Origin of the sequence: Microcoleus sp. A6-C6 (genome assembly GCF_036705955.1) — a bacterium.
GTDB lineage: Bacteria > Cyanobacteriota > Cyanobacteriia > Cyanobacteriales > Microcoleaceae > Microcoleus.
Genome location: NZ_JAUBVR010000066.1, coordinates 1 through 19,952 on the forward strand (window position 1 = coordinate 1; position 19,952 = coordinate 19,952).

The following is a 19,952-nucleotide window of genomic DNA, read 5'->3' on the forward strand; positions in this document are numbered from 1 at the left end:
TTCTAACAATGGTGAATTTATCTTAAAATATACTCATCACTGATGAACAGTGTTCAATAAGATGCGTTCCCCCTGCCTAAGTTGCAGTCCCGATTTTGGTACGCAGTAGTATCGCCATCAAAGTATCAATGGCGGCGCTGCCAAAATCATTAGTCATCATTCCTTCGCAGTCAGCACTTCAGTCTTTGACTTTGACAATAAATCTAATTTTAACTCATTCATCTTTCTAGTTCGGTGATAATCGCCGCGAGAGAGATGTTTTTCCAGCCAGACATACAAGACAATAAATAAATATCGGCTGCCCATCTCTTTGATTTTCAGCTTAGAAATACCAGCAGTCCGATTGTACCACCTCAGAGGAATCACCGCATAGGAAAAACCCCGGACAATTGCTTTTAAAGGCAGTTCTACAGTCAAATTAAAATGATGGCTCAAAATCGGCTGTACGCCTTCAATCACTTCTCGACGGTAGAGTTTAAAAGCATTGGTAACATCGTTATAGCGCCAGCCGAAAATACTTTTTACAAACCAGTTTGCTAAGCGGTTAATTGCTAATTTGTGAATTGGATAATCAACAACAAAGCCGCCTTTGATAAATCGGGAACCGAAAACGCAGTCATATCCTTCTTGCAATTTGCGGTATCCTGTTACCAAATCTATGGGATCGTCGGAAGCATCCGCCATCACAATTGCTACAGCATCGCCGTCAAATTCCGCTAAACCCCGGCGCACCGCAAATCCGAAACCGTTGGGAGGCTGATTGTTGATGTATCTAACTGTGGGAAATTCCCGCGATAATTCCTGGCAAATTTCAAGGGTTTTATCGGTGCTATTGTCATTCACAATCAAAATTTCGTGCGGAATCTCTTCTAAATCGAGCGTCTGGGCGATCGCCCGCACAGTACCATACAAACAGCCCTCCTCATTGTGGGCTGGTATAATCACCGAAATTTTCACTCCTCATCCTCCGCGCAACTGGACAAACTGGTTGTCAACAGGATTATACACCCAAGCTTTGATATCTGTAGGAGCGATCGGCAAATCGGCACCCGACACATCAACCGCCCACCTCGCATTATTGTACAACTGCAATTTCAAAATCTTAGCAATATCCGGGCTGTCCAAATTCACATAAGCGTTAGCAAAAAAAGATTGTTTGTCACCGACAGATAGCAGTACGATATTCGGCTGTTTTTTATTCTGCGGGAAAACAGCCCAACCAGCAGCCTTGAAAGATTTTTGGCTAGTTTTAGGTTTGTCTAAATAGCCGTAAACTTTCTCGGAATTAGAAATAAACTCTACATTTTTTGCGAATTTTCTCCAACCTATGCGATCGATAATTGCAGCGCCATCTCTCACCAGCCAAGTTTTTTTGCTCAGCACTCTCAAACAGCTTTCCGGCGAATTCTTGAAAAACTCCGACGGTTCCAGATAGTTAATCAATTGCAAACAATCTTGAGCACCTTGTTTGTAAAGAAGTGCAGAGCGAGTTTGGGTGATCGCCTGCTGAGAGTTAAGAATAATTATACCAATTAATAGCCCTGCGAATCCCCGATAAACAAATTTATATTTACTTTTTAATGCGACAGTTGTTTCTCGGACAAACAACTGTCCTAGCTGAACCAAAGCAATTAACAGCAAAATCGAATTAGTCGTATATCTAGAAGATTCCAGCGCCTGAATTGCCCCAAATTCTGACCTACCAGCCGTAATAAACAAAGAAGATAAAACCGAAAACAAACCTATTGACAGCCAAGGTACAGCCTGATATCCCCATCCCAAAGGACTTGTGGGATGGGCATCTTGCCCGTCCCCACCCCATCCCAAAGGACTTGTGGAATGGGCATCTTGCCGATCTCCACCCCATCCCAAATCAATTGATAGAATCTTCTGCCCAAAATGCCATACAAAAAATACAAAACTTGCAAATATTACCAATCCCACAAATACAGCAAATACAGGTAATCTAACAATGGGCGAACCCAACAAACTTAAAAAGTAATCAATCACCACCAGCGGCTTATTTAACAATGAAATAATACTTGTTTTCCGGCTAGGATGATAATCAATTGAGTAAATAGCACAAGTTGCCGCAAACAACAACATCCATGCGATCAATCTTCTTTTTTTCTGTACTCGATTTCCCTCCACAGCCACCACAGCCGGAACCGCAGCCAACCAAGACAGCAAGCCTTGAGCCAGGGAAAAACTAGCAATAAAGCAGAATATAGCAGCAATAAAAATTCTAATATTAGGCAATAATTTGTGAGTTGAAACCAGCGCATAAACCGCCGCAACAAAACACAAATTTACAAAAAACCACGCTAATTGAAATCCCCAAAGCCAGTTTTCATGCTGAACTAGGGAAAATACCAAAATACAAGTTAAAATATTAGCTAAATGCCACAAATCATCCCCAACATTCTTAACCTGCATCGAGGATAACTTGTACATAGCGATAAAAGTTATCAGCGCCAAACCTATGCTGAGACACAACTGATAATTAATATTCCATTGGGAGGCAAAAACCAGCACTGCAATAATGATTTTCGGAAACACTATACGGTGATTGCTGTGCAAAGCCCAAAAATCTTGGAAATTTACATTTCCCTGTGCTATTTTTTCAAATAGGCTGGCTAATCTCCACTCGTCGTCAATGGGAACGTTAACGCTAAAATTGGCTACAAATCCGATTAACAGGAGAAGAGGAATTAGATAGAAGGTGAATAAAATATATTTTTTCATGGAAGTGCGATCGCACCAATTGCCATCACCATTTTATCTCAAACCGGCTTAAATACTCGGTACTCTAAAACTCAAGAAACCGGGTTCTTACTGAAATTGACGGTTGGGGGCGCGTATCTGGGTGAAAAACCCGGTTTCTGCTGCTCCCTACTCTGAGACTCAAGAAACCGGGTTCTTACTGAAATTGACGGTTGGGGGCGCATATCTGGGTGAAAAACCTGGTTTCTGGCTACCCCTAAATCATTACTTAACAGTCTTGAACGTATCCAGTTTGCCAGTAAATCGGTTGATAAACATCTGCAAAACAGTCCGCTTGCCGATATTGATATTAGAGCTTACGGCCATTCCCGACTGCAAGTTAACTTCTTGTTGATTTGGCTTGTCCTTGTTCAACACAAACTTTTGAGTCTTGAGCTTAATTTTGGTTTTGAAAGCGTAGTATTTCCGCAGTTCCGTAGGAGGCTCAGCATCCTTGCTAATCTCTTTCACTTCACCCTCAGCAGTACCAAACTCCATCGCCGGGAAAGCTTCAACATTTACATCAACAGGCACGCATTGGTATTTTGTCAAACCCAATTTCTCTCTATTAACTTCCTTCTCAGGACAAACGCAGCTTTTACCTTTTTCGCAGTCAATCTTTTCTCCGTCTAATTGTTTTCCGTGATACGGCTCCAATTTCTCGCGCTTTTGTCTCAAAGCATCCAATACCAGAGCCACATTGCTGTTTTCCAGGTAAACAACTGCTTCCAGACCGTTTTCGTCGTCCAAAACCTTGAGCAGCTTCTCAGTTTGCTGCGCTTCATAATAAGCTTCTTCACAGCGTGTTGGGCGTGGCTCCCCAGGCTTCACGACTGAGTTAATGATGGATTGGCAAATCGGATCTTTCGCTATATCCAACTTCGCATTCTCCTTCTTAGAAGGTTTCAAATCAAAGATTACCCCAGATACAGGAGACTTCAGAATTTGAGTATCGCGGTTTTGTTGGGCCTTTTCTAACTGAGCATTTACCTCGGACAACTTTTTCAGGTTTTCCACTTTGAAGCGGCTGAGTTGAGAATCGCTGCTGGCAATTTGTTTTTCGTTGTCAGCAATTTTGGTGTACAGTTCTCTGGCCCAGGCATCCTTGGTGTTTTTTAACTGTTCTTGGGCGCGGGCGATAGACTCCTGAATGCGCGCTTGCTCTCCTTGCTGGCGCTGTACTTCAGCGGTTATTTTTTGGATGTCACCTTGACGCGCATTAATTTCGCCTCGGCGCGTATTGATCTCACCTCGGCGGGTGTTGATTTCGCCTTTGCGGGCGTTGATTTCTCCTTCGCGCTGCTTGATTTGATCTTGCTGTTTCAGAACGTCGCTTTGGCCTCTGAAAACATCTTGTTCCTGTTTTTCTTTTTGCAGTTCAGCGATGGCTCCTTGCTCCACCAGCGGGCCGAGTCTGCCCAAAATGCCTTGATTCGACTTCAATACTTGTTGGGATTTCACTAATTGTTCGTCAGCCAAATCTCTCTGAGCCAGGGCTGATTTGACTTGCTCTTGTGAAGAAGCTAACTGCTGCTGAGAATAATTTAATTGGTTCTGAGCAAAACCAAATTGTTGCTGTGCTACCGTCATTTGATCGCCGGCGGCTTTCTCAGCATTTGCAGCTTGCTTGAGTTGTTTGTCCAACTCCTGAACTTGACCTTGGGCTGCGGCTACGCGAGAGAGAAATTCCGATCGATAATTAACATACAGTCCTTGCTGAGCGGCATCAAAATTTCCGCTCGATCCCCTGTTGAGGTAAAGCTCGTCAATCAGAGCTTGCAGCACTTGATTTTGTGCAACCAGGCTCTGTCTGTCCTTGATGGTAGATTCTAGGTTAGAAGGAATAGGGCCTTGAACTTTGCCGCTTACAACATCTTCGTAAAATTTATTTTCCTTTTCCAGCGCTTCTTTAGTTTTCTGGATCGACGTTAAATCGGCACCGGGTGCGAGGGGGTTGAAAGTAAGCAGAGGCTGGTTTTTTTCTACCCGATCGCCATTTTCAACGTGAAGTCTCACCACAGCGCCCGTAGCAGGTGCTTGGATGTCTCTAGCACCATCTTTGAGTTCCAATTGGCCGACAGCGGGGACAGCTTGCTCTACGCTAGCAAAATAAGCCCAAACCACCGCAGAAGTGGTCATCAGCATAATCATCCACAAAAACAAGTGCGACCAAATCGCTGGTTTTTCGAGAATAATTGGTTGCTCAGAAAGTGTGATCGATTTCATAGCCATATGTTACTTCTCAATTACTAATTGTTAGCGATCAGTTGTGTGTTTTGAGATATCAAGTATTCGATGACTCTTGTTGTTGGAAGAGGCAATAATAACGTCCTTTAAGAGCCATTAATTCTTTATGACTTCCCTGCTCGACTACAGAGCCTTGATCCATCATAATAATTATGTCGGCGTTTTGAATTGTAGTCAGGCGGTGAGTAATGAAAAACACCGTGCGACCGGCGAAAGATTCTGCTAAGTTATTGCAAACCTGGCGTTCGGAATGGTAGTCCAGGGCGCTTGTAGCTTCGTCCAAGATTAGCAGTTTCGGGTTTTGCAAAATCGTCCGGGCGATCGCGATCCGTTGCTTTTGACCCCCAGAAAGCGAAGATCCTCGCTCTCCAACTATTGTATTGTAGCCAGCAGGCAAGCCCATAATAAAATCGTGAGCTACCGCTAGTCTTGCAGCTCGGACAATCTCATCCGTACTCGCGTCGGGATTACTTAGAGCAATGTTTTCTTGTACAGAGCAGTTAAACAGCAAAGTATCTTGTAGCACTACTCCAAGTTGACTGCGGAGCGAATATAACTCCACCTTGGCAATGTCGTAACCGTCAATAAAAATCCTGCCCGAAAGCGGCGGATAAAGACGCTGCAACAGCTTCATCGCCGTACTTTTACCGGAACCACTTCCCCCCACAATTCCTACAAAACTGCCAGCGGGAAATTCCAAATTCACATTCGCCAATTGCAATGAGCCGCTTTCGAGGAATCGGAAGGAAACCTCCTCATACTTAACGTGACCTTGAATGGCCGGCAGCGGGATATTGCTCCTGTCTTCCTCGCTGGTTTCCGTCGGCGTATCGACCACATCCTTGAGCATATCGATCGACATCGAGACTTCTTGGAAACTCTGCCACACGCTCACAAACCTGAGCAGCGAACCAGTCACGTTCCCCGAAATAATTCGGAAAGCAATCAACTGACCCAAAGTAATGTCATTGCTCAGTACCAAATAAGCTCCCACCCACAACTGAGCCAAGTTACCCACCTGGTTTAAAAAGCTGCTAATCGTACCTGCCGTAGTCCCCGTGATAATTGTTTTAAAACTGGCTGTAATGTATTTGGCGTAGCGGCTAGACCACTCCCAGCGAGATTTCAATTCAATGTTTTGAGCTTTAACAGTTTGAATTCCGCTGACTACTTCCACTAGATAGGATTGAGAGTCAGCAAAACGCATATTTCTCTGTTTAATCAAGCGCAGCACCAGCGGATTGATCAGAATAATCATCACGGCCAGTACCGGTACCACTGCCAAAGATACGAAGGTTAGCTTCACGCTGTAGGAAAGCATCACGGCGACGTAGACCACCGAGAATACTGCATCAAGAACCACTGTCAGAGCTGTGCTCGTCATGAATTCCCGAATCTGGCCCATCATGCTGAATTTGTAAACCAGGTCTCCGACGCGCCGATTGTCAAAGTAATTCTGGGGCAGCCGGAGCAAGTGGTCGATTACCTCTGCACTCAATTTAACGTCGATGCGGTTTGAGGTGTCTATAAACAAGAAGGTACGCAAACCGTTTAGCAGTCCTTCAAACAGGGCAACACCTAACAAAAACGCCCCCAAAATATCCAGGGTGTCAATGCTGCGCTGACCTAATACTTTATCAATAATTACTTGGCTGATTAATGGGTTTGCCAGACCGAATAGCTGCACGAAAAATGAGGCGAGCAATACCTCAAAAAACACTGTCTTGTGTTCCATCAGCGCCGGCACAAACCACCAGAAGCTGAACTGCTCTTTTTGTTCGACTTGCGGAGCTTGCAGTAGCAGGACTTCTCCTGATTCTCCCCAGATTTCTTTAAACTGAGGTACTCGCTTCCGCATCAGCCCTTTTTCGGCTGTCGCTATCACCAATTCTTGCTCGGTAATGCTGTAAATAATGGCAAAGCTATTTTCCCATTTAATCATTACCGGGGCTTTGATGCGGTTGATGGCTTCTGCGGGAACTTGCGCCAATTGGGGCGTTAGGCCGATGCTTTGGGCGATCGCACCGCAGGCTTGGATACTGATAGAACCCGCAGTTTTTAACTGATTTTCGAGAACTTTGCGGATAATATCTCGCCGAAATTTTAGGCCGAAATACTTGCTCAACATCTGGAAGCAAGCTAGGGGCGCGTCAATCTGCCCTTTGCCCCGGAAAATTGGGTATCTCGCCGCATCCTTTGGTTGGTTGTCTCCGGGTTCTGGGGGACGCTCTGGGGCGATCGTAATGTCGAGCAATTTTCCACCAGGTGGCTTCTCGCCAAAGCCTGCTATCTCTGTCTCGGCATCTAATACGCTTGATGGGTCTGGTTGAGATTCTGGGGGTTCGCGGAAGCCAATTAAGCGAGCGCCCGCGCGGCCTTCTACTTTTAACGATTTGGCTGCATTTTCCATAGAGAAGCGGCTGCCGGTGGGAAACTCGCCCAAAACGCCGCTGCTGACGAGCCAAATTCGATCGGCATCTAGCTCTTGTGCGAGATCCTGAGTTTTTTTGTTACCGCTTGGCACGTTGACAACCGTCGCGTCTTGCCAAGCGTGCATAGTCAGTTCCTTGAGATTAGAAGTACCATCGGCTTGGCGCTGCAATTCCAGACTCAACAGTTCAAATACTTCGCTCAAGGAACAGTGATCGCGAAAAGCTTCTCCAAATGTCGGCTGTTTTTCCAGTACACTCAAGAAATCTTCGGCAGGTATGACGATCGCGACGACATCCGTAGAGGCGATCGCAGTTTCGCAGGGAACACCCCTGAGCAAGCCAGCCCAGCCCACAATTTCCTTTGACTGCACCAATCGTAAACTCACGTGGCGCTGCGAGCGCTGGTCAAAGCCCAACAGCCGGGCCTGTCCTTGATAGATAATTGCCACCTGAGTCGGCATTTTTTCGCGTTCAAACAGGGGTTGCCCCGTCCGGTAGCCAAGGAGCTGGCATTTAGCCACCAAGGCCGTGAGAGCAGTCTCTGAGAGACGGTCAAAGGGAGGTGTTTGAGCTAAGAAATCCTGAATTTGGGAGAGGGAAACAGCGGAAGAAGTCATGATATTGAAGACACAGAAGAGAGGGGCTGTAGCGGGCCTATTTGCGATATTTGTTCGGCGAGCCAGCTTTCAAAGAGTTCGTTAATCAAGTGCAGCCGCATCGATTCATCGAGCTGGGCTGGCATGAACTTTTCTAGTCGAATAATTACCATCCATTCTGCCAGAGGACGCGGCGTCCAGAGTTGATTTGGCTGGCTGACTGATAAAAGTTTACTGATTGCTGGGTGAGGCTGACTCAGGGGTACTGGGCCCAACAAGCCGCCAGACTTGGATTCGGGGCCTTCCGAGAAGTCGCGTGCCACTTCGGCAAAGCTTTGTTCCCCTTCCAGGATGCGAAAGTAAAGTTCGTTTGCCAGTGCTGGGTTTTTGGTGCGCACCAGGGAATAGACTACGTGGTCTAGGCTGGCTTTGCGGGTTAAAAAATAATTATCTACTTTAGGTCTCCAAGTCTCTTGCTTGAATTTTTCGATCAGCAAGGGCCTGACGGCCATCTCTTGAAGTTCTTCTTCCGTCATATTTTGACTGCGCAGCCAAGCTTCTTTGGCTTCAGGGGCTGTCAGTTGGTGCTGTGCCAGAAAGTTCTCGACGGCGGAGTGGCCTTCTTCGTCGCTGCAACTAAAGGATGCGATCGCTTGGTCGATGATTACACCCCGTAAGAATTGGGGCATCAACTGGTAACGCTTCAGGAGCGATGGCATATCCTGAGCTTGCAGTAATTTATCGCCTATTTGAAAAAGTCCTGTCATTTTTTAATCTCCAACTGACTTGCGCTTCCCCTTTTAATTTAGGTGTGGCAGGAAAAGAGCGACAACCACTAACCCGTCGATTCCCCGATGATAGCAGAGCCTCAAGAAAGCTAGCGCTATTGCTGTCTATTTCTTGACGCTTTGCATCCTGACGGGGTTCCTTTCAAATAGTTGGCCTATCTGATGGGAGTAAGCGCGGCTGTCGAGAATTTTGGGATTTGCCAGCATTGTTTGCTGGACTCGATCCCGATAGCGCCGGCGCAGTTCTGGATTGGTTCCCAGTGCTGTACTCAGTTCTATATAAGAGTTCTCGCTGTTTGCTACCAGTTCCGGAAGTTGTAATTCTTCGAGGACTGCTGCGACGCGCGAATCGCGAGTTTCTTGCCCTTTTCTTGCCACTACAGGCAACCCCACTAACAGCGGTTCTACTAAGGAGCCGACATCGCTGTATGGATAGGAGTCTAAGTATATATCAGCCAATTCCAGACATTTTATGCAATCTGCGCGATTTGGTAGCGCCCGTATCACAACTAACTGCTTTTTGTCAATCCCAAATTCCCCGAAAGTCGATCGAATTTGGTGATAAAAAGGCACCGTCGGATAGTTTTCGGCGCGGGAGCGAAAGGGATACAAAACTAAAATAGAATTCGGTACGGCGGCAATAATTTTTGCCCAAGTTTCTCGCAATTCTGGGATAATTGTCCAAGCCCGAGCACAGGAGATGAACACTACAGATTCATCGGTGGCTCCCCAACTGCTGCGAGTCGGTTCAACTGTGGCAGGTGCTAACTCTACAGTAGGATAGCTGAAACAAACTCCCGAACCTTCTAAAGTAATTAATTGTTCGCGATACTCTGCTGCTGCGCCTGCGGGCAATGTCAAATCTCCGACAATCAAATAATCGATATTGCGGGCTGCGGTGGTGGCGGGATTTGATGCAGCGGTAGCCATTTGCGCGCGCGCCAGTCGGTGCAAGCACAGCAGCGCGGTTGGTTGAGATGTGTCGGCGATATTAGTGCAAATTAGCAGAATATCTAAATCGTGCGATCGAACTTCTTGCACTTGCTCTTGCAAATCTGCCGGCAATTGCACCAGTTGGTCAGCGCAACTTTCGCAATATTTCGCCAGTCGCTCATCTTCTACCTGGAAATAATACACGATAACTTCAAATTTGTCTCTTTCTAAATATTCAAAAGCTGGAATTGCAGCAAAAGTCTCTAATTCAGCACTAATTTTATCGAGTAAAAAGCCGACTCTAATCTTAGTTCCTTCAGGTTTTTTATCAGCAAAATTCCAGTCTATTTTAGAGCCGATATTTTTTAAGTGAAATTCCAGAATATCAGCTCGCTGGTTCAATACATTGAGCAAATTTGCATCGTTCAAATACAAAAATTTGAAGCTAACACTCTTGGCAATAAATGCCGCTACATAACACCAAACTTCTGCATCGGGAAAACGGGCGATATTCGCAGCAACATACTCGATTAAATCCTCGAAATATTCAGAATACTTTTCAACCTCTCCCGTTTGTTGAAAACAAGTCGGAGATTGAAATAGGAATTTCAGAAAATCATCAAAAAACCACTGGGGAATCGCTGAATTTTTATACTCTAACGGCAACTGATAAGCCTCGCGGTACAGCATTGCTGCCAGAGAATATTGAATCTGATCGGCAACTTCCCCTACTTCAGCAAGTTTCGAGCATAACTGCTGGACAAAACTTTGTTCCGACTCCGTTAAAGTTTCATGTTTGAGGTGGCTATCTAGTAGCAATTTATGAGCTTTCCCGGCTGCTTGCGAGTAAGCACTTGCTAATTTTTCGATGGGATAATTCAGCCAATATTCAGCTAGTTGTTGGCGGTGTTGGCGCATTTGCGCCAGAAGAGAATGGTTTGATGGCAATTTTTTGTACTTTTCAACCAGTGCTGACAAGTCAGATATATTAGGCTGGGTTCTCGATGCTAACTTTTGGCGGATTGTCTGTTTAATTTGTTGATTCAGGAAACTGTAATCAGGACTATTTAGTAATTTCTTGTAAAATCTGACGACATCTTTATGATTTTCCCCAGCAGCGAAGTTTTTCCAAGTTTGTTGTTCGGGATGAATCCGCAGTGACGACAGTTTTTCGTCTACAAACCCGATGTGATAATTCCCCATAATCCGCCACCACATATCTAAGTCTACATACTGAGATAATCCTGAATCAAATAATCCTATTTCTGCAAAAACTCTGGCGGCAATTAAGACGGTACTCGGTTCGCCAATTTTGTTAATGGGGTTGTTTAAGCAGTTAGTATCTGCTAGCAATTCTTTTCCAGGCTGAATTGATTTTAGATTTGACCAACTTTTATGCAAGTCTTTGATTGATTTGGAAGCTCTTCGCAAAATTGGGTGAGATTCATCTTCAGCGATGGTGATAGCGCGCGGGGAGAAAACCATGCCAATTTCTGGGTTTTGTTGGGCGACGGCGACCATTTTTTCGATACATTCTGGTGCGAGTAAGTCGTCTTGAAACAGAAATTTGATGTATTCACCTTTGGCTTGCTTGATGCAGAAGTTCCAGTTTTGTGATAAACCGTAGTTGCGGTGCAGGATGATGCGGAAGTCGGCGGATGTTTGGGATTGGAAGGTTTGGGCGATCGCAATTGTGCGGTCTGTGGAGCCGTCGTCGGATATAATCAGTTCTATGTTAGAGTACGTTTGGGCGATCGCGCTTTTGATTGTTTCCTCAATAAATGCTTCTCCGTTGTATGTCGGAATGCAAATGCTCACCAAAGGCTGCCAGCTTCGCAATTCAACTTTTGATTTAATATTGGGCTGCGATGATTGCAAGTCGGCTTGGGGATGAGATTGCTTCGTTCCTCGCAATGACAAGGAATGTCTATACAAGTCACCCTGAATTTTTGCAGAATTTGCTTTGGCTGTGGCTGACAGAGGCAAGTTTTGAAAATTATCGGTAATCTCGGCAATATATTCGAGACGTTTTCTAATTTTACTACCTGTAAATTGCGGATTGAGTAAAGTCTGAATTTCCGCAGCAGCTACCACTCCAATTTGTCGAGCTTCTTGGTAATTATTGAAGACATATCGCATTAACTCAGCAGCGTGTTCAACATCCGGCTTAGCCCAAACATTACCTTTTTTATAAGGCCCGCAATCTTGCTCAATTGGAATTAATTTATACTTAACTAAAAAGCTATTACCGACATTCATAAATTCTGTATTTGATGAATAACCCGTGGCAATTACAGGTTTGCCGTAAAACATCGCCTCAGCCATTGTCAAGCCGAATCCTTCGCAGCGGTGCAGAGATACGTAACAATCGCAATTGTCAAGCAAACCGTTAATTTTATTCTTAGACAAATACCCGTCTAAATGTTTTATATTTGAACAATTGGCTATGGCAGAATTTAATAATGCTAAATCTTGGAGATTTTTGTCTGAGTTGGAAGATTTGAAAACTAATAATACGCGGTCATCTTCGCCAAAAGCTGCTTTAAATGCTTGGATTGTCGCCAAAGGATTTTTGCGCTCAATGCGGCTGCAAAAGTCGAATACAAACAGGAAAATAAATTTATTTTGAGGTAAATTAAGTGCTTCTCTGCTCAGGGAAGGTGCAGGCAAAGAAATACTGGGCATGATTTTGATGACGGGAATTGGCGAGACTTGGGCAATTGCTTCGGCACAAAAATTGCTGTAAGTCCAGATTTCGTGAAAGTAGTTAAATGCTGTCTGCCATCTTGGGGGAAATACGGAAATTTCCCAGGCCCAAAAGCCGATATTATATTTATGCTCAAAATAGCTGGAACCTCTATCTTTGATAAATGTTTCAACTTCATCGGCGTTGACTTGAATTAAATTTACTGGATGGGGATTGTCTGGGCTAAAGTTTTGATATGTGGTGTCTTTTTTACGGTGGGGACTGCGGGTAAAATTGTTGATGACGAAGGGAATATCGGCGGCTTCTGCGGCTCTGATGTTTGCTCTTACTCCTTCTCCTATGCCAAATTCGCCGTTGATGTAGCCGGCGATGTTAAGTCCTAGATTATAGTTCATAGTTTTGAATATATTGAGCAAATTGTGGTGTTAATTTTGGGGAAAGCCGAATTAATTGATCATCTAAATTGCGCTCAATGAGGGTAGAATTGAGACGAAACTATAATTTTGCTCAATATTTGCTAATATATAGCAATCTTTGCAGGATTGGTGAACAAGATTTAATTGAACCGCAGAGGACGCAGAGGACGCAGAGGATGAGAAGAGAGGGAAGAGATAGAGTTGGTCACTGAAAATTTAGTCCTTGACAAATGTGCCGATCGCCATTGTATACTGGCATCGAAATGCTAACCTTCGGCTGGTTGTCGGTCGGCATGGCTTGTTCAGTTTTATTTTACGATAACTAATCAGGAATTTTAGGGAAAGTGATCGATCGCGTCAACCACGACCTCTTCAAGCTGCTACCGCCGGATGCTAAAGTCATTGTCGAAATTGGCTGCGGTACGGGTTCTAGGGGCGAACAGTACAAGCTGATTAATCCCCATTGTCAGTATATTGGCATTGAGTGCGATCGAGAAAAAGCTAAAATTGCAGTCGATCGGCTAAACTGGGTGACGGTAGCCGATCTTGAAGAAATTGCGATCGCAAGTCTCGACATCGCCCCCGGCAGCATCGATTGCTTGATTTTTGGCGACTTGCTACCCTATCTTAAAAACCCCTGGGAGATACTACAGCAGTACAGTGCTTTGCTGAAGCCGGAGGGGCAAGTTTTCGCGACAATTCCCAACGTTCAATACTGGCGGCGCATTGTTAATCTGTTGCGGGGACATTGGGAAAATCCCGACAGCAAGATGCAGCACTGGTTTACCCTTGAAAGTATTAAATCATTATTTGCTCAAGCCGGATTGCAGGTGTACGAATTGCAAGGGCAGGGACACAAAACGGAAAATTTTGCCCAATTCCAGCAATTGCTGTATCCAATGGTGAAGGCCTTAGAGCTCAAATCCAGCGATTTTGCTACGGAAACGGGTGCTGAATATTATATCGTGCGATCGACAAAATCGACCATACCGCCCCGGAGACTGCTGATCCAAACCATTATTATGGCTCCTACAGGGTGCGATCGCGTGCGAGTTTTGGAACCGGACAAATTTAGCGCCACAATTCCCGGTGTCCGCACCGTATCCGCAGTAAAAGCAGCAGAATTAATTCCTCCGTTACCTGGAGAAGAAAAAGTCTTCATCTGGCAGCGGACAATCATGCAATATCCAGGCTACATTCCCAAACTGAAAGAACTACTACAACAAGACTATTTAATAGTAGCCGAAATTGACGACAATCCCATCCGCCGTCGCGAATACGCAGACAATAATTACCTCAGCTATCGCGGCTGTCACTGCGTTCAAACTACAACAGAACCGCTAGCCAAAATTTTGCGACACTACAATCATAATGTTGCCGTATTTCCCAATCAACTAGCTTATCTACCTCCGCCGCGAATCTATCCAGCAGAACATACCGTCACAATATTTTTTGGTGCGCTCAATCGCGAAAATGATTGGCAGCCAATTATGGCGGCACTGAATAGAGTTTTAGTTGCACACAAACACCGGATTCGAGTTAAAGTTATCCACGACCGCCGATTTTTTGAAGCCTTGGAAATACAGCAAAAGGAATTTGAATCATTTTGCAGTTATGAACGATATCAAGAAATAATGTACAGTTGCGATATAGCTTTGCTGCCGCTCGTTGCCAACCCGGTTAACGAAATGAAATCAGATTTGAAATTCATTGAATGTGCGGCGCGGGGAGTTGCGGTTTTGGCAAGTCCAACTGTGTACGAACATTCGATTGTCGAAGGTGAAACCGGATTGATTTACAAACATGAAAAAGAGTTTGAAATCAAGCTAAATTCGCTGATTTCTGACACTTCTATGCGCCAAGAAATAGCCGCGAATGCTTACGAATGGGTGCGCGATAACCGCTTGTTGTGCGGACATTACCGCCAGCGGCGAGATTGGTACTTGCAAATGCGGGATGATTTGCCGCGTTTAAATGCTGAGTTGCGCGATCGGCTGCCTGAGTTATTTACCGACTGAATGCGGTAAAATTTATAGGGCTTATTGTGCAATACGCTTGGGATCGGATAGGACGTACGGTTGAAACCGCTGCTATACAAACGATGTCAGCCGGACGCCGACTGAAGAGAATAACGTAATTTTAACCGTCCAGTCTTCAACCTGCGTCGGCAGGTTTTGTCTGTATAGACGCGGTTTCAACCGCCCGGTATCCTGTTTTATTGTTTAATTTTTTAATTGTTAATCCACACAAATGCGAATCCTATTCACTATTGCTCACTTCTACAATCCCAGTGGCGACGGAAAACACGCTTCCCAGCGGAATGATCCACAACCGCGACTAAATGCTTTAACTGCTTGCGTAACATCGCTGCAAGCTTTGTATGGCAAATCTCAGTGCATGATTGACATTGCTGAATGTGCAACTGTGCCAGTCAATCAAAGTCACAAGCACGAAATTGACATTGTTGTTTGCACTACTCAAGGTTATCACCTGTTGCCTCAATTGCCGGTGCAGCCGAGGTCTTTTATGCACCACGCTACCAAATGCGAACCACTGCTGTTAGGATTTGAGTGTCAAGCTGTTTTGCGATCATGTCTTGACAAATATGATTATTTTTGTTACTTGGAAGATGATTTAGTTCTGCACGATCCGTCGTTTTTTAGTAAATTAAATTGGTTTACGCATCACGGGGGAAATGGAAATTTGTTGCAACCGAATCGCTATGAAGTATCACCTCAAGGGGCTGTTTTTAAAGCATATATTGATGGTGATTTAGTAGCAGGAGCTACTGCTAATTTTCAAAATGTGGAGCAGCAGCCGCAGTTAGTGGGGAAAATTATGGAACAGCCAATCTCTTTTGAGCGGACTTTGAATCCTCATTCTGGCTGCTATTTTTTGAATGCGGAACAGATGGCTCACTGGGCTAAGCAGTCTCATTTTTTGGACAGGGATACTAGCTTTGTTGGCCCGCTGGAAAGTGCGGCGACTTTGGGAATTATGCGGACTTTTAGGGTTTATAAGTCAACTTCTGCTTATGCTAATTTTTTGGAAATTCAACATTTTGGAGTGAGTTTTCTAAAGTTGATTGGTAATAAGGTGCGGATTTCGGAGGAAGGATAATCAGCCTATTCGGGGCGGGCAAGATGCCCACCCCACAAGATAAGACGGTGGTTAAAACCGCGCCTACACAAACGAATTCCGCCTCCACGGAATGAAGAGAAGATAAGACAAGACGGCGGTTGAAACCGCCCGGTTTTCTTCAACCTGCGGAGGCAGGTTTTGTTTGTATAGACGCGGTTTCAACCGCCGGGTTTTCTTCAACCGCACAGTTTTCTACGGATTCAAAACATCGCCGATTTTAACTGTACCGCTGTTGATGATTTTGGCTAAAACTCCGGTTTGTGCGTGACCGAATTCTTGTTGTAGTAAACTGAGTAGGGGAATATCTCGATCGCCCGTTTGTGGATTTACTTCTACGTTGACACAGCGACCAATTCGTGCTGTCACTTCGATCCGCGCCGTACCTAATTGAAACTGTTGTCCGATTAACTCAAATTCCGACCAAGCTGAAACGCCCTCTAGGACAATGTTCGGACGAAATCGGCGCACGTCTATGTTTTGGTGGGCGATGTCGGTTAATTGGTCTAGTGTGGCTTGACTCAGGAGAGAAATATGTACTGGTTGTCGATCGGGATAACGAGTTTCGCCACTGCTGTCACCAACCAACCGCAAAGGCGCAAGCTGCGGGTGTCTCGCTTCTTTTGTCGGTTCAATTGCCGCCAGATATTCGGTAAAAAAGGTGCTGATGCGATCGCGCCCCGCTGCTGTATTTGTTTCTGCTGATAATACTGCAACTCCTTGACGCTGTACTGTTAAAACGGTCGTTTCCGGTTGATAATGGCATTCCAAAGCTGCTAACAGAGGCCAATCGTTTTGAACGGCAAAATATTTTTTGCTCATCCAAGGTGCGTTTTCGGCGGGAATCTGTGCAGCTTCCAGATTATCTGCAAACATTAGCGCAAAAGCGCGATCGCCCTTAATGCCATGTCCTGCTGTTAAAGCAAACTCCGACATTGCTTGCGGTGTCAGGCCTTTAATTGGGTAAGTGAATAACTGTTTTATTGTTGCTAATGTCATCAACTTTTCCTAAGTTACTACAATTTTAACTCTCACTCTTCCCCTTTATTAAGGGGGAAGAGTGAGATCAAAGATGTATCGCAGACATTAATTAAATTGAACCTAAAACCCGATTAAGCTAGCAATTCATAGCGGCGGATATCTGGAGGTGCTACTGCTAAACCGTCTAATTTCTGCACAGCAGCTTGAAGGTGAGTTGAAGCCAGATGTACTTCGAGTAAAGCTGCACTTTCCCACTCTTCAACAAAAGTAAAATCTGTGGGATCGGCTTGATTTTGCAGGAGTTCGTATTTGATGCAGCCTTGTTCTTGGCGAGTTGGCTCCATAATGCTCAGCAGCAGAGATTTAAGTTCTGCTACTTTGTCGGGAAAGGCGACGAGGCGGGCGACTACTCGCAAGGTTGGTGTGGACATAGGAGATAAAGTTAATAGATATGGCGATCGACTTTACCGATTTTTATCGGGCAAACTCAATTAAACAGGATTTTACTTAAAATAACCGAAAGAGGTCGATCGGTCAACAGCCAGCATAATCTTTCCAGGACGCGCTCAAGTCTCAGAAACCCGGTTTCTTTCCAGATTTTTCGTTACCAACCGCAGAAAATCGTAGAAACCGGGTTTCTTGGTATATTCTACCTTCTTCCCTCTTCCCCCCTCCTTCTTCCTCCCATCCGTTAAATCCGTCGAGCGAATCCGTTGCCGAACTTCCCTCTTCCAACTGTCAACTGTCAACTATCAACTGTCAACTGTCAACTGTCAACTGTTCCGCTCAATCTTTGGGATAAAATCGCTTTTTGTCTGTAGAATATTCCCAGGCGATCGCCTCCGGGTCTTTTTCGCGACTCCACTGAGCAAATTCTGGCTTAACTTTCCATTTGCCGATCGTAGTTGCGTGAACTTTGAACCTGCGGGAAAGCTCTGTCTGAGTAAAAGAGATTTTGGGATTTTCTGGAGTTTTGGTTGGAGCAATGGGAAATAAATTGGGTTTTTTCTCTTGTGTTTTTTCCCGATTTGTGGGAGGCTCTTGAACAGCTATTGCGACATTAGGTGTTTCGCTTTGAGTGGCAGTTGGAGCAATTTGAAAATAATACAAAATTCCGCCTTCTTCCGTTACTTGAAAATCGGCGGCAAACTCCAGAGCTCGTTCGTCGAGATATTCTTGAACCTTTGATCCGGGGAGTTTCGCATTCATCGCCAAATCCAACGCCGTAACTCGCCCTTGATTTTCCTTGATCAACTTGTAGAAAACCGAGTCTAAATGAGCGAGTCTGTGTTTTTGCTGCTGCTGGTAGAGCTTGTAAGCCCAAGCAATGCCCGCTGTGGTGGCGATCGCCCAAAACATCGTTCCCGACTCGAAACTGGCAACCGCCGTCAAGCAAATAGGCAAAAGCAGGGTAAGATATCCCCAAATGCTGCCCTTCTGTAGGTTATTGCTGTTTTTGACCATAGTTCCTAAAACAGTTACGTAGTTTAGCTTAGCAGAGCGTGTCTGAAAGCCGCAGGAGTGTTTCGACAGTCGATATATCGATCGGCTAATCGCTGAGGCACTCTACTACAAAATCCCAGAATATACTTTTTTTGCAACCGAGGATTCATGTACTTTTTTCGCAAACAGATTGCCATCCTGTTCATAGTTGTTGCTTGCTGTACGCTGACGATTAGTTGCAGCGGCGAGAACCGAACTGTCCAATGTACCAAATTGATTGAAATTGTCACCAAAGGCAACGCTCTCATCGATCTTAAAAAAGGCACCTACGATGCTGCAACGAGCAAGAACTTAGCTAAAGATTTGAACCAGACAGCTAAAGAAATTGAGGGTTTGCGAATCACAGATGCAACCCTCAAAGAATTTCAGGGGCCGTCGGTTAAATCTTTCCGGGAAATGGGTCAAGGAATCGGCGACATAGGTAAAGCACTTGAGGCAGGAAATCGGGCTTCTACAAGCGTAGAAGGTCGAGAGCAAATCAAAAGAGCTCAAGCGGATATTATCCGAGCCGGACAGCGGGCAAATCAAGCAGCCGTGGAGCAAGACGATTTGACTAGCAAACTAATTAATTATTGTAAGAGCGATCGGTAAGTAGGTCATTGCCAAAAAAACCAGAACATCAATTATAATACCCTGCAAGATGTGATTGTTTTTGGCGATCGCCTACTTAATGACTAATGACTGAGGACTAATGACTAATGACTGAGGACTGAGGACTAATGACTAATGACTAATGACTAATTACCCATTTTCAAATTTAATGATGAATTTCTAGATTCAAAATATAGCAACCGAGTTGTACTTTTTCCGACCACAACTCATATTCTAACCGCAGGTGTTCCGGTTCCGGCTTGCCTGTCAGCGTCAAGTTGCGGGTGAAGTTCCGCAGGCGCAACTGTTCGGGAGTCGCCAGCGATTCGCCCTGAAGCCAATAACGGCTCAGGCCGTACATTCCGCGTTCCCAGCAGTGACGGTAACTGTATTTGCCATTTCCTTGCATGGTCATAACGACTCGATAGGGCGACACTTCTAGCCACAGCAACCGGGGTTTTGTGGTTGTTGGTAAGATAGAAATTTGCTCGGCAGATTCGTCATATTCGTCTACAAATTGGCGATCGAGTATTGCTGGTTCGTGCAACAACAAGTGAAAGCGATCGCGGTCTTTTTGATATAGCGTACCAGCGGTTTCAACAACTGACCACAAAGGTAAATCTGTGGATACCAGCGATAAACTTACAGGCTTGCGGTGATGCGTCAGCATAAATAAAAGTTTAGGAGTTATTGTGGATCGGGCGGTTTGGGATTTGAGATTTTAGAGTTTTGATTTTAGATTTTAGATGATCTGGGCTCCAAATTCCGGAGCTTTTGGTTAAAAACAATGCAAAATCTACAACTCGCAGTCAGACATATAAAAAAATTGTTCAATCCAAAGTCAATTATTCGATCGA

14 protein-coding genes are annotated in these 19,952 nt (G+C 44.9%); 3 read left to right on the forward strand and 11 right to left on the reverse strand.

Annotation, left to right across the window (positions count from 1 at the left end; translation table 11 throughout):
• Positions 1–156: 156 nt before the first annotated feature.
• The 6 genes from QUB52_RS22085 to QUB52_RS22110 form a co-directional block, all read right to left on the reverse strand.
• The gene (locus tag QUB52_RS22085) at positions 157–957 is read right to left on the reverse strand and encodes a glycosyltransferase family 2 protein (protein ID WP_332974818.1); all 801 of its coding nucleotides are present in this window, start codon (positions 955–957) and stop codon (positions 157–159) included.
• 3 nt (positions 958–960) lie between these two features.
• Complete coding sequence (locus tag QUB52_RS22090) at positions 961–2,745, reverse strand: hypothetical protein (RefSeq protein ID WP_332974816.1); 1,785 nt, start codon at positions 2,743–2,745, stop codon at positions 961–963.
• 243 nt (positions 2,746–2,988) lie between these two features.
• Complete coding sequence (locus tag QUB52_RS22095) at positions 2,989–4,995, reverse strand: chromosome partitioning protein ParA (protein ID WP_442923216.1); 2,007 nt, start codon at positions 4,993–4,995, stop codon at positions 2,989–2,991.
• 52 nt (positions 4,996–5,047) lie between these two features.
• The gene (locus QUB52_RS22100) at positions 5,048–8,059 is read right to left on the reverse strand and encodes a peptidase domain-containing ABC transporter (protein ID WP_332974814.1); all 3,012 of its coding nucleotides are present in this window, start codon (positions 8,057–8,059) and stop codon (positions 5,048–5,050) included.
• Positions 8,056–8,805, reverse strand: coding sequence for a peptidylprolyl isomerase (locus QUB52_RS22105; RefSeq protein WP_265235814.1), 750 nt, complete (start codon positions 8,803–8,805; stop codon positions 8,056–8,058). Before QUB52_RS22105 ends, QUB52_RS22100 begins: the two co-directional genes overlap by 4 nt.
• Positions 8,806–8,931: 126 nt before the next feature.
• The gene (locus QUB52_RS22110) at positions 8,932–12,861 is read right to left on the reverse strand and encodes a glycosyltransferase (RefSeq protein WP_332974812.1); all 3,930 of its coding nucleotides are present in this window, start codon (positions 12,859–12,861) and stop codon (positions 8,932–8,934) included.
• A gap of 365 nt (positions 12,862–13,226) precedes the next feature.
• Between QUB52_RS22110 and QUB52_RS22115 the strand changes: the two genes are divergently transcribed.
• Positions 13,227–14,900, forward strand: coding sequence for a methyltransferase domain-containing protein (locus tag QUB52_RS22115; RefSeq protein ID WP_332974811.1), 1,674 nt, complete (start codon positions 13,227–13,229; stop codon positions 14,898–14,900).
• A gap of 232 nt (positions 14,901–15,132) precedes the next feature.
• Positions 15,133–16,002, forward strand: a complete 870-nt coding sequence (locus tag QUB52_RS22120; protein ID WP_332974810.1) for a calcium-binding protein — start codon at positions 15,133–15,135, stop codon at positions 16,000–16,002.
• A gap of 213 nt (positions 16,003–16,215) precedes the next feature.
• Here QUB52_RS22120 and QUB52_RS22125 read toward each other — a convergent pair whose 3' ends face one another.
• The 4 genes from QUB52_RS22125 to QUB52_RS22140 form a co-directional block, all read right to left on the reverse strand.
• Positions 16,216–17,019, reverse strand: a complete 804-nt coding sequence (locus tag QUB52_RS22125; protein ID WP_332974809.1) for an MOSC domain-containing protein — start codon at positions 17,017–17,019, stop codon at positions 16,216–16,218.
• 113 nt (positions 17,020–17,132) lie between these two features.
• The gene (locus QUB52_RS22130; protein WP_332974807.1) at positions 17,133–17,432 is read right to left on the reverse strand and encodes a putative quinol monooxygenase; all 300 of its coding nucleotides are present in this window, start codon (positions 17,430–17,432) and stop codon (positions 17,133–17,135) included.
• Between the two features lie 135 nt (positions 17,433–17,567).
• Positions 17,568–17,750: a hypothetical protein gene (locus tag QUB52_RS22135; protein WP_332974806.1), complete on the reverse strand. Its 183-nt coding sequence runs from the start codon at positions 17,748–17,750 to the stop codon at positions 17,568–17,570.
• Between the two features lie 37 nt (positions 17,751–17,787).
• The gene (locus QUB52_RS22140) at positions 17,788–18,465 is read right to left on the reverse strand and encodes a hypothetical protein (RefSeq protein ID WP_265238323.1); all 678 of its coding nucleotides are present in this window, start codon (positions 18,463–18,465) and stop codon (positions 17,788–17,790) included.
• Between the two features lie 147 nt (positions 18,466–18,612).
• Here QUB52_RS22140 and QUB52_RS22145 point away from each other — a divergent pair, with 147 nt between their 5' ends.
• A complete protein-coding gene (locus QUB52_RS22145) occupies positions 18,613–19,095 on the forward strand; it encodes a hypothetical protein (protein ID WP_332974805.1) in 483 nt (160 codons plus the stop codon).
• A 166-nt stretch (positions 19,096–19,261) separates the two neighbouring features.
• Here QUB52_RS22145 and QUB52_RS22150 read toward each other — a convergent pair whose 3' ends face one another.
• Positions 19,262–19,765 carry a hypothetical protein gene (locus tag QUB52_RS22150; RefSeq protein ID WP_265238326.1) on the reverse strand — a complete coding sequence of 168 codons (504 nt, stop codon included), beginning with the start codon at positions 19,763–19,765 and terminating at the stop codon, positions 19,262–19,264.
• Positions 19,766–19,952 lie beyond the last annotated feature (187 nt).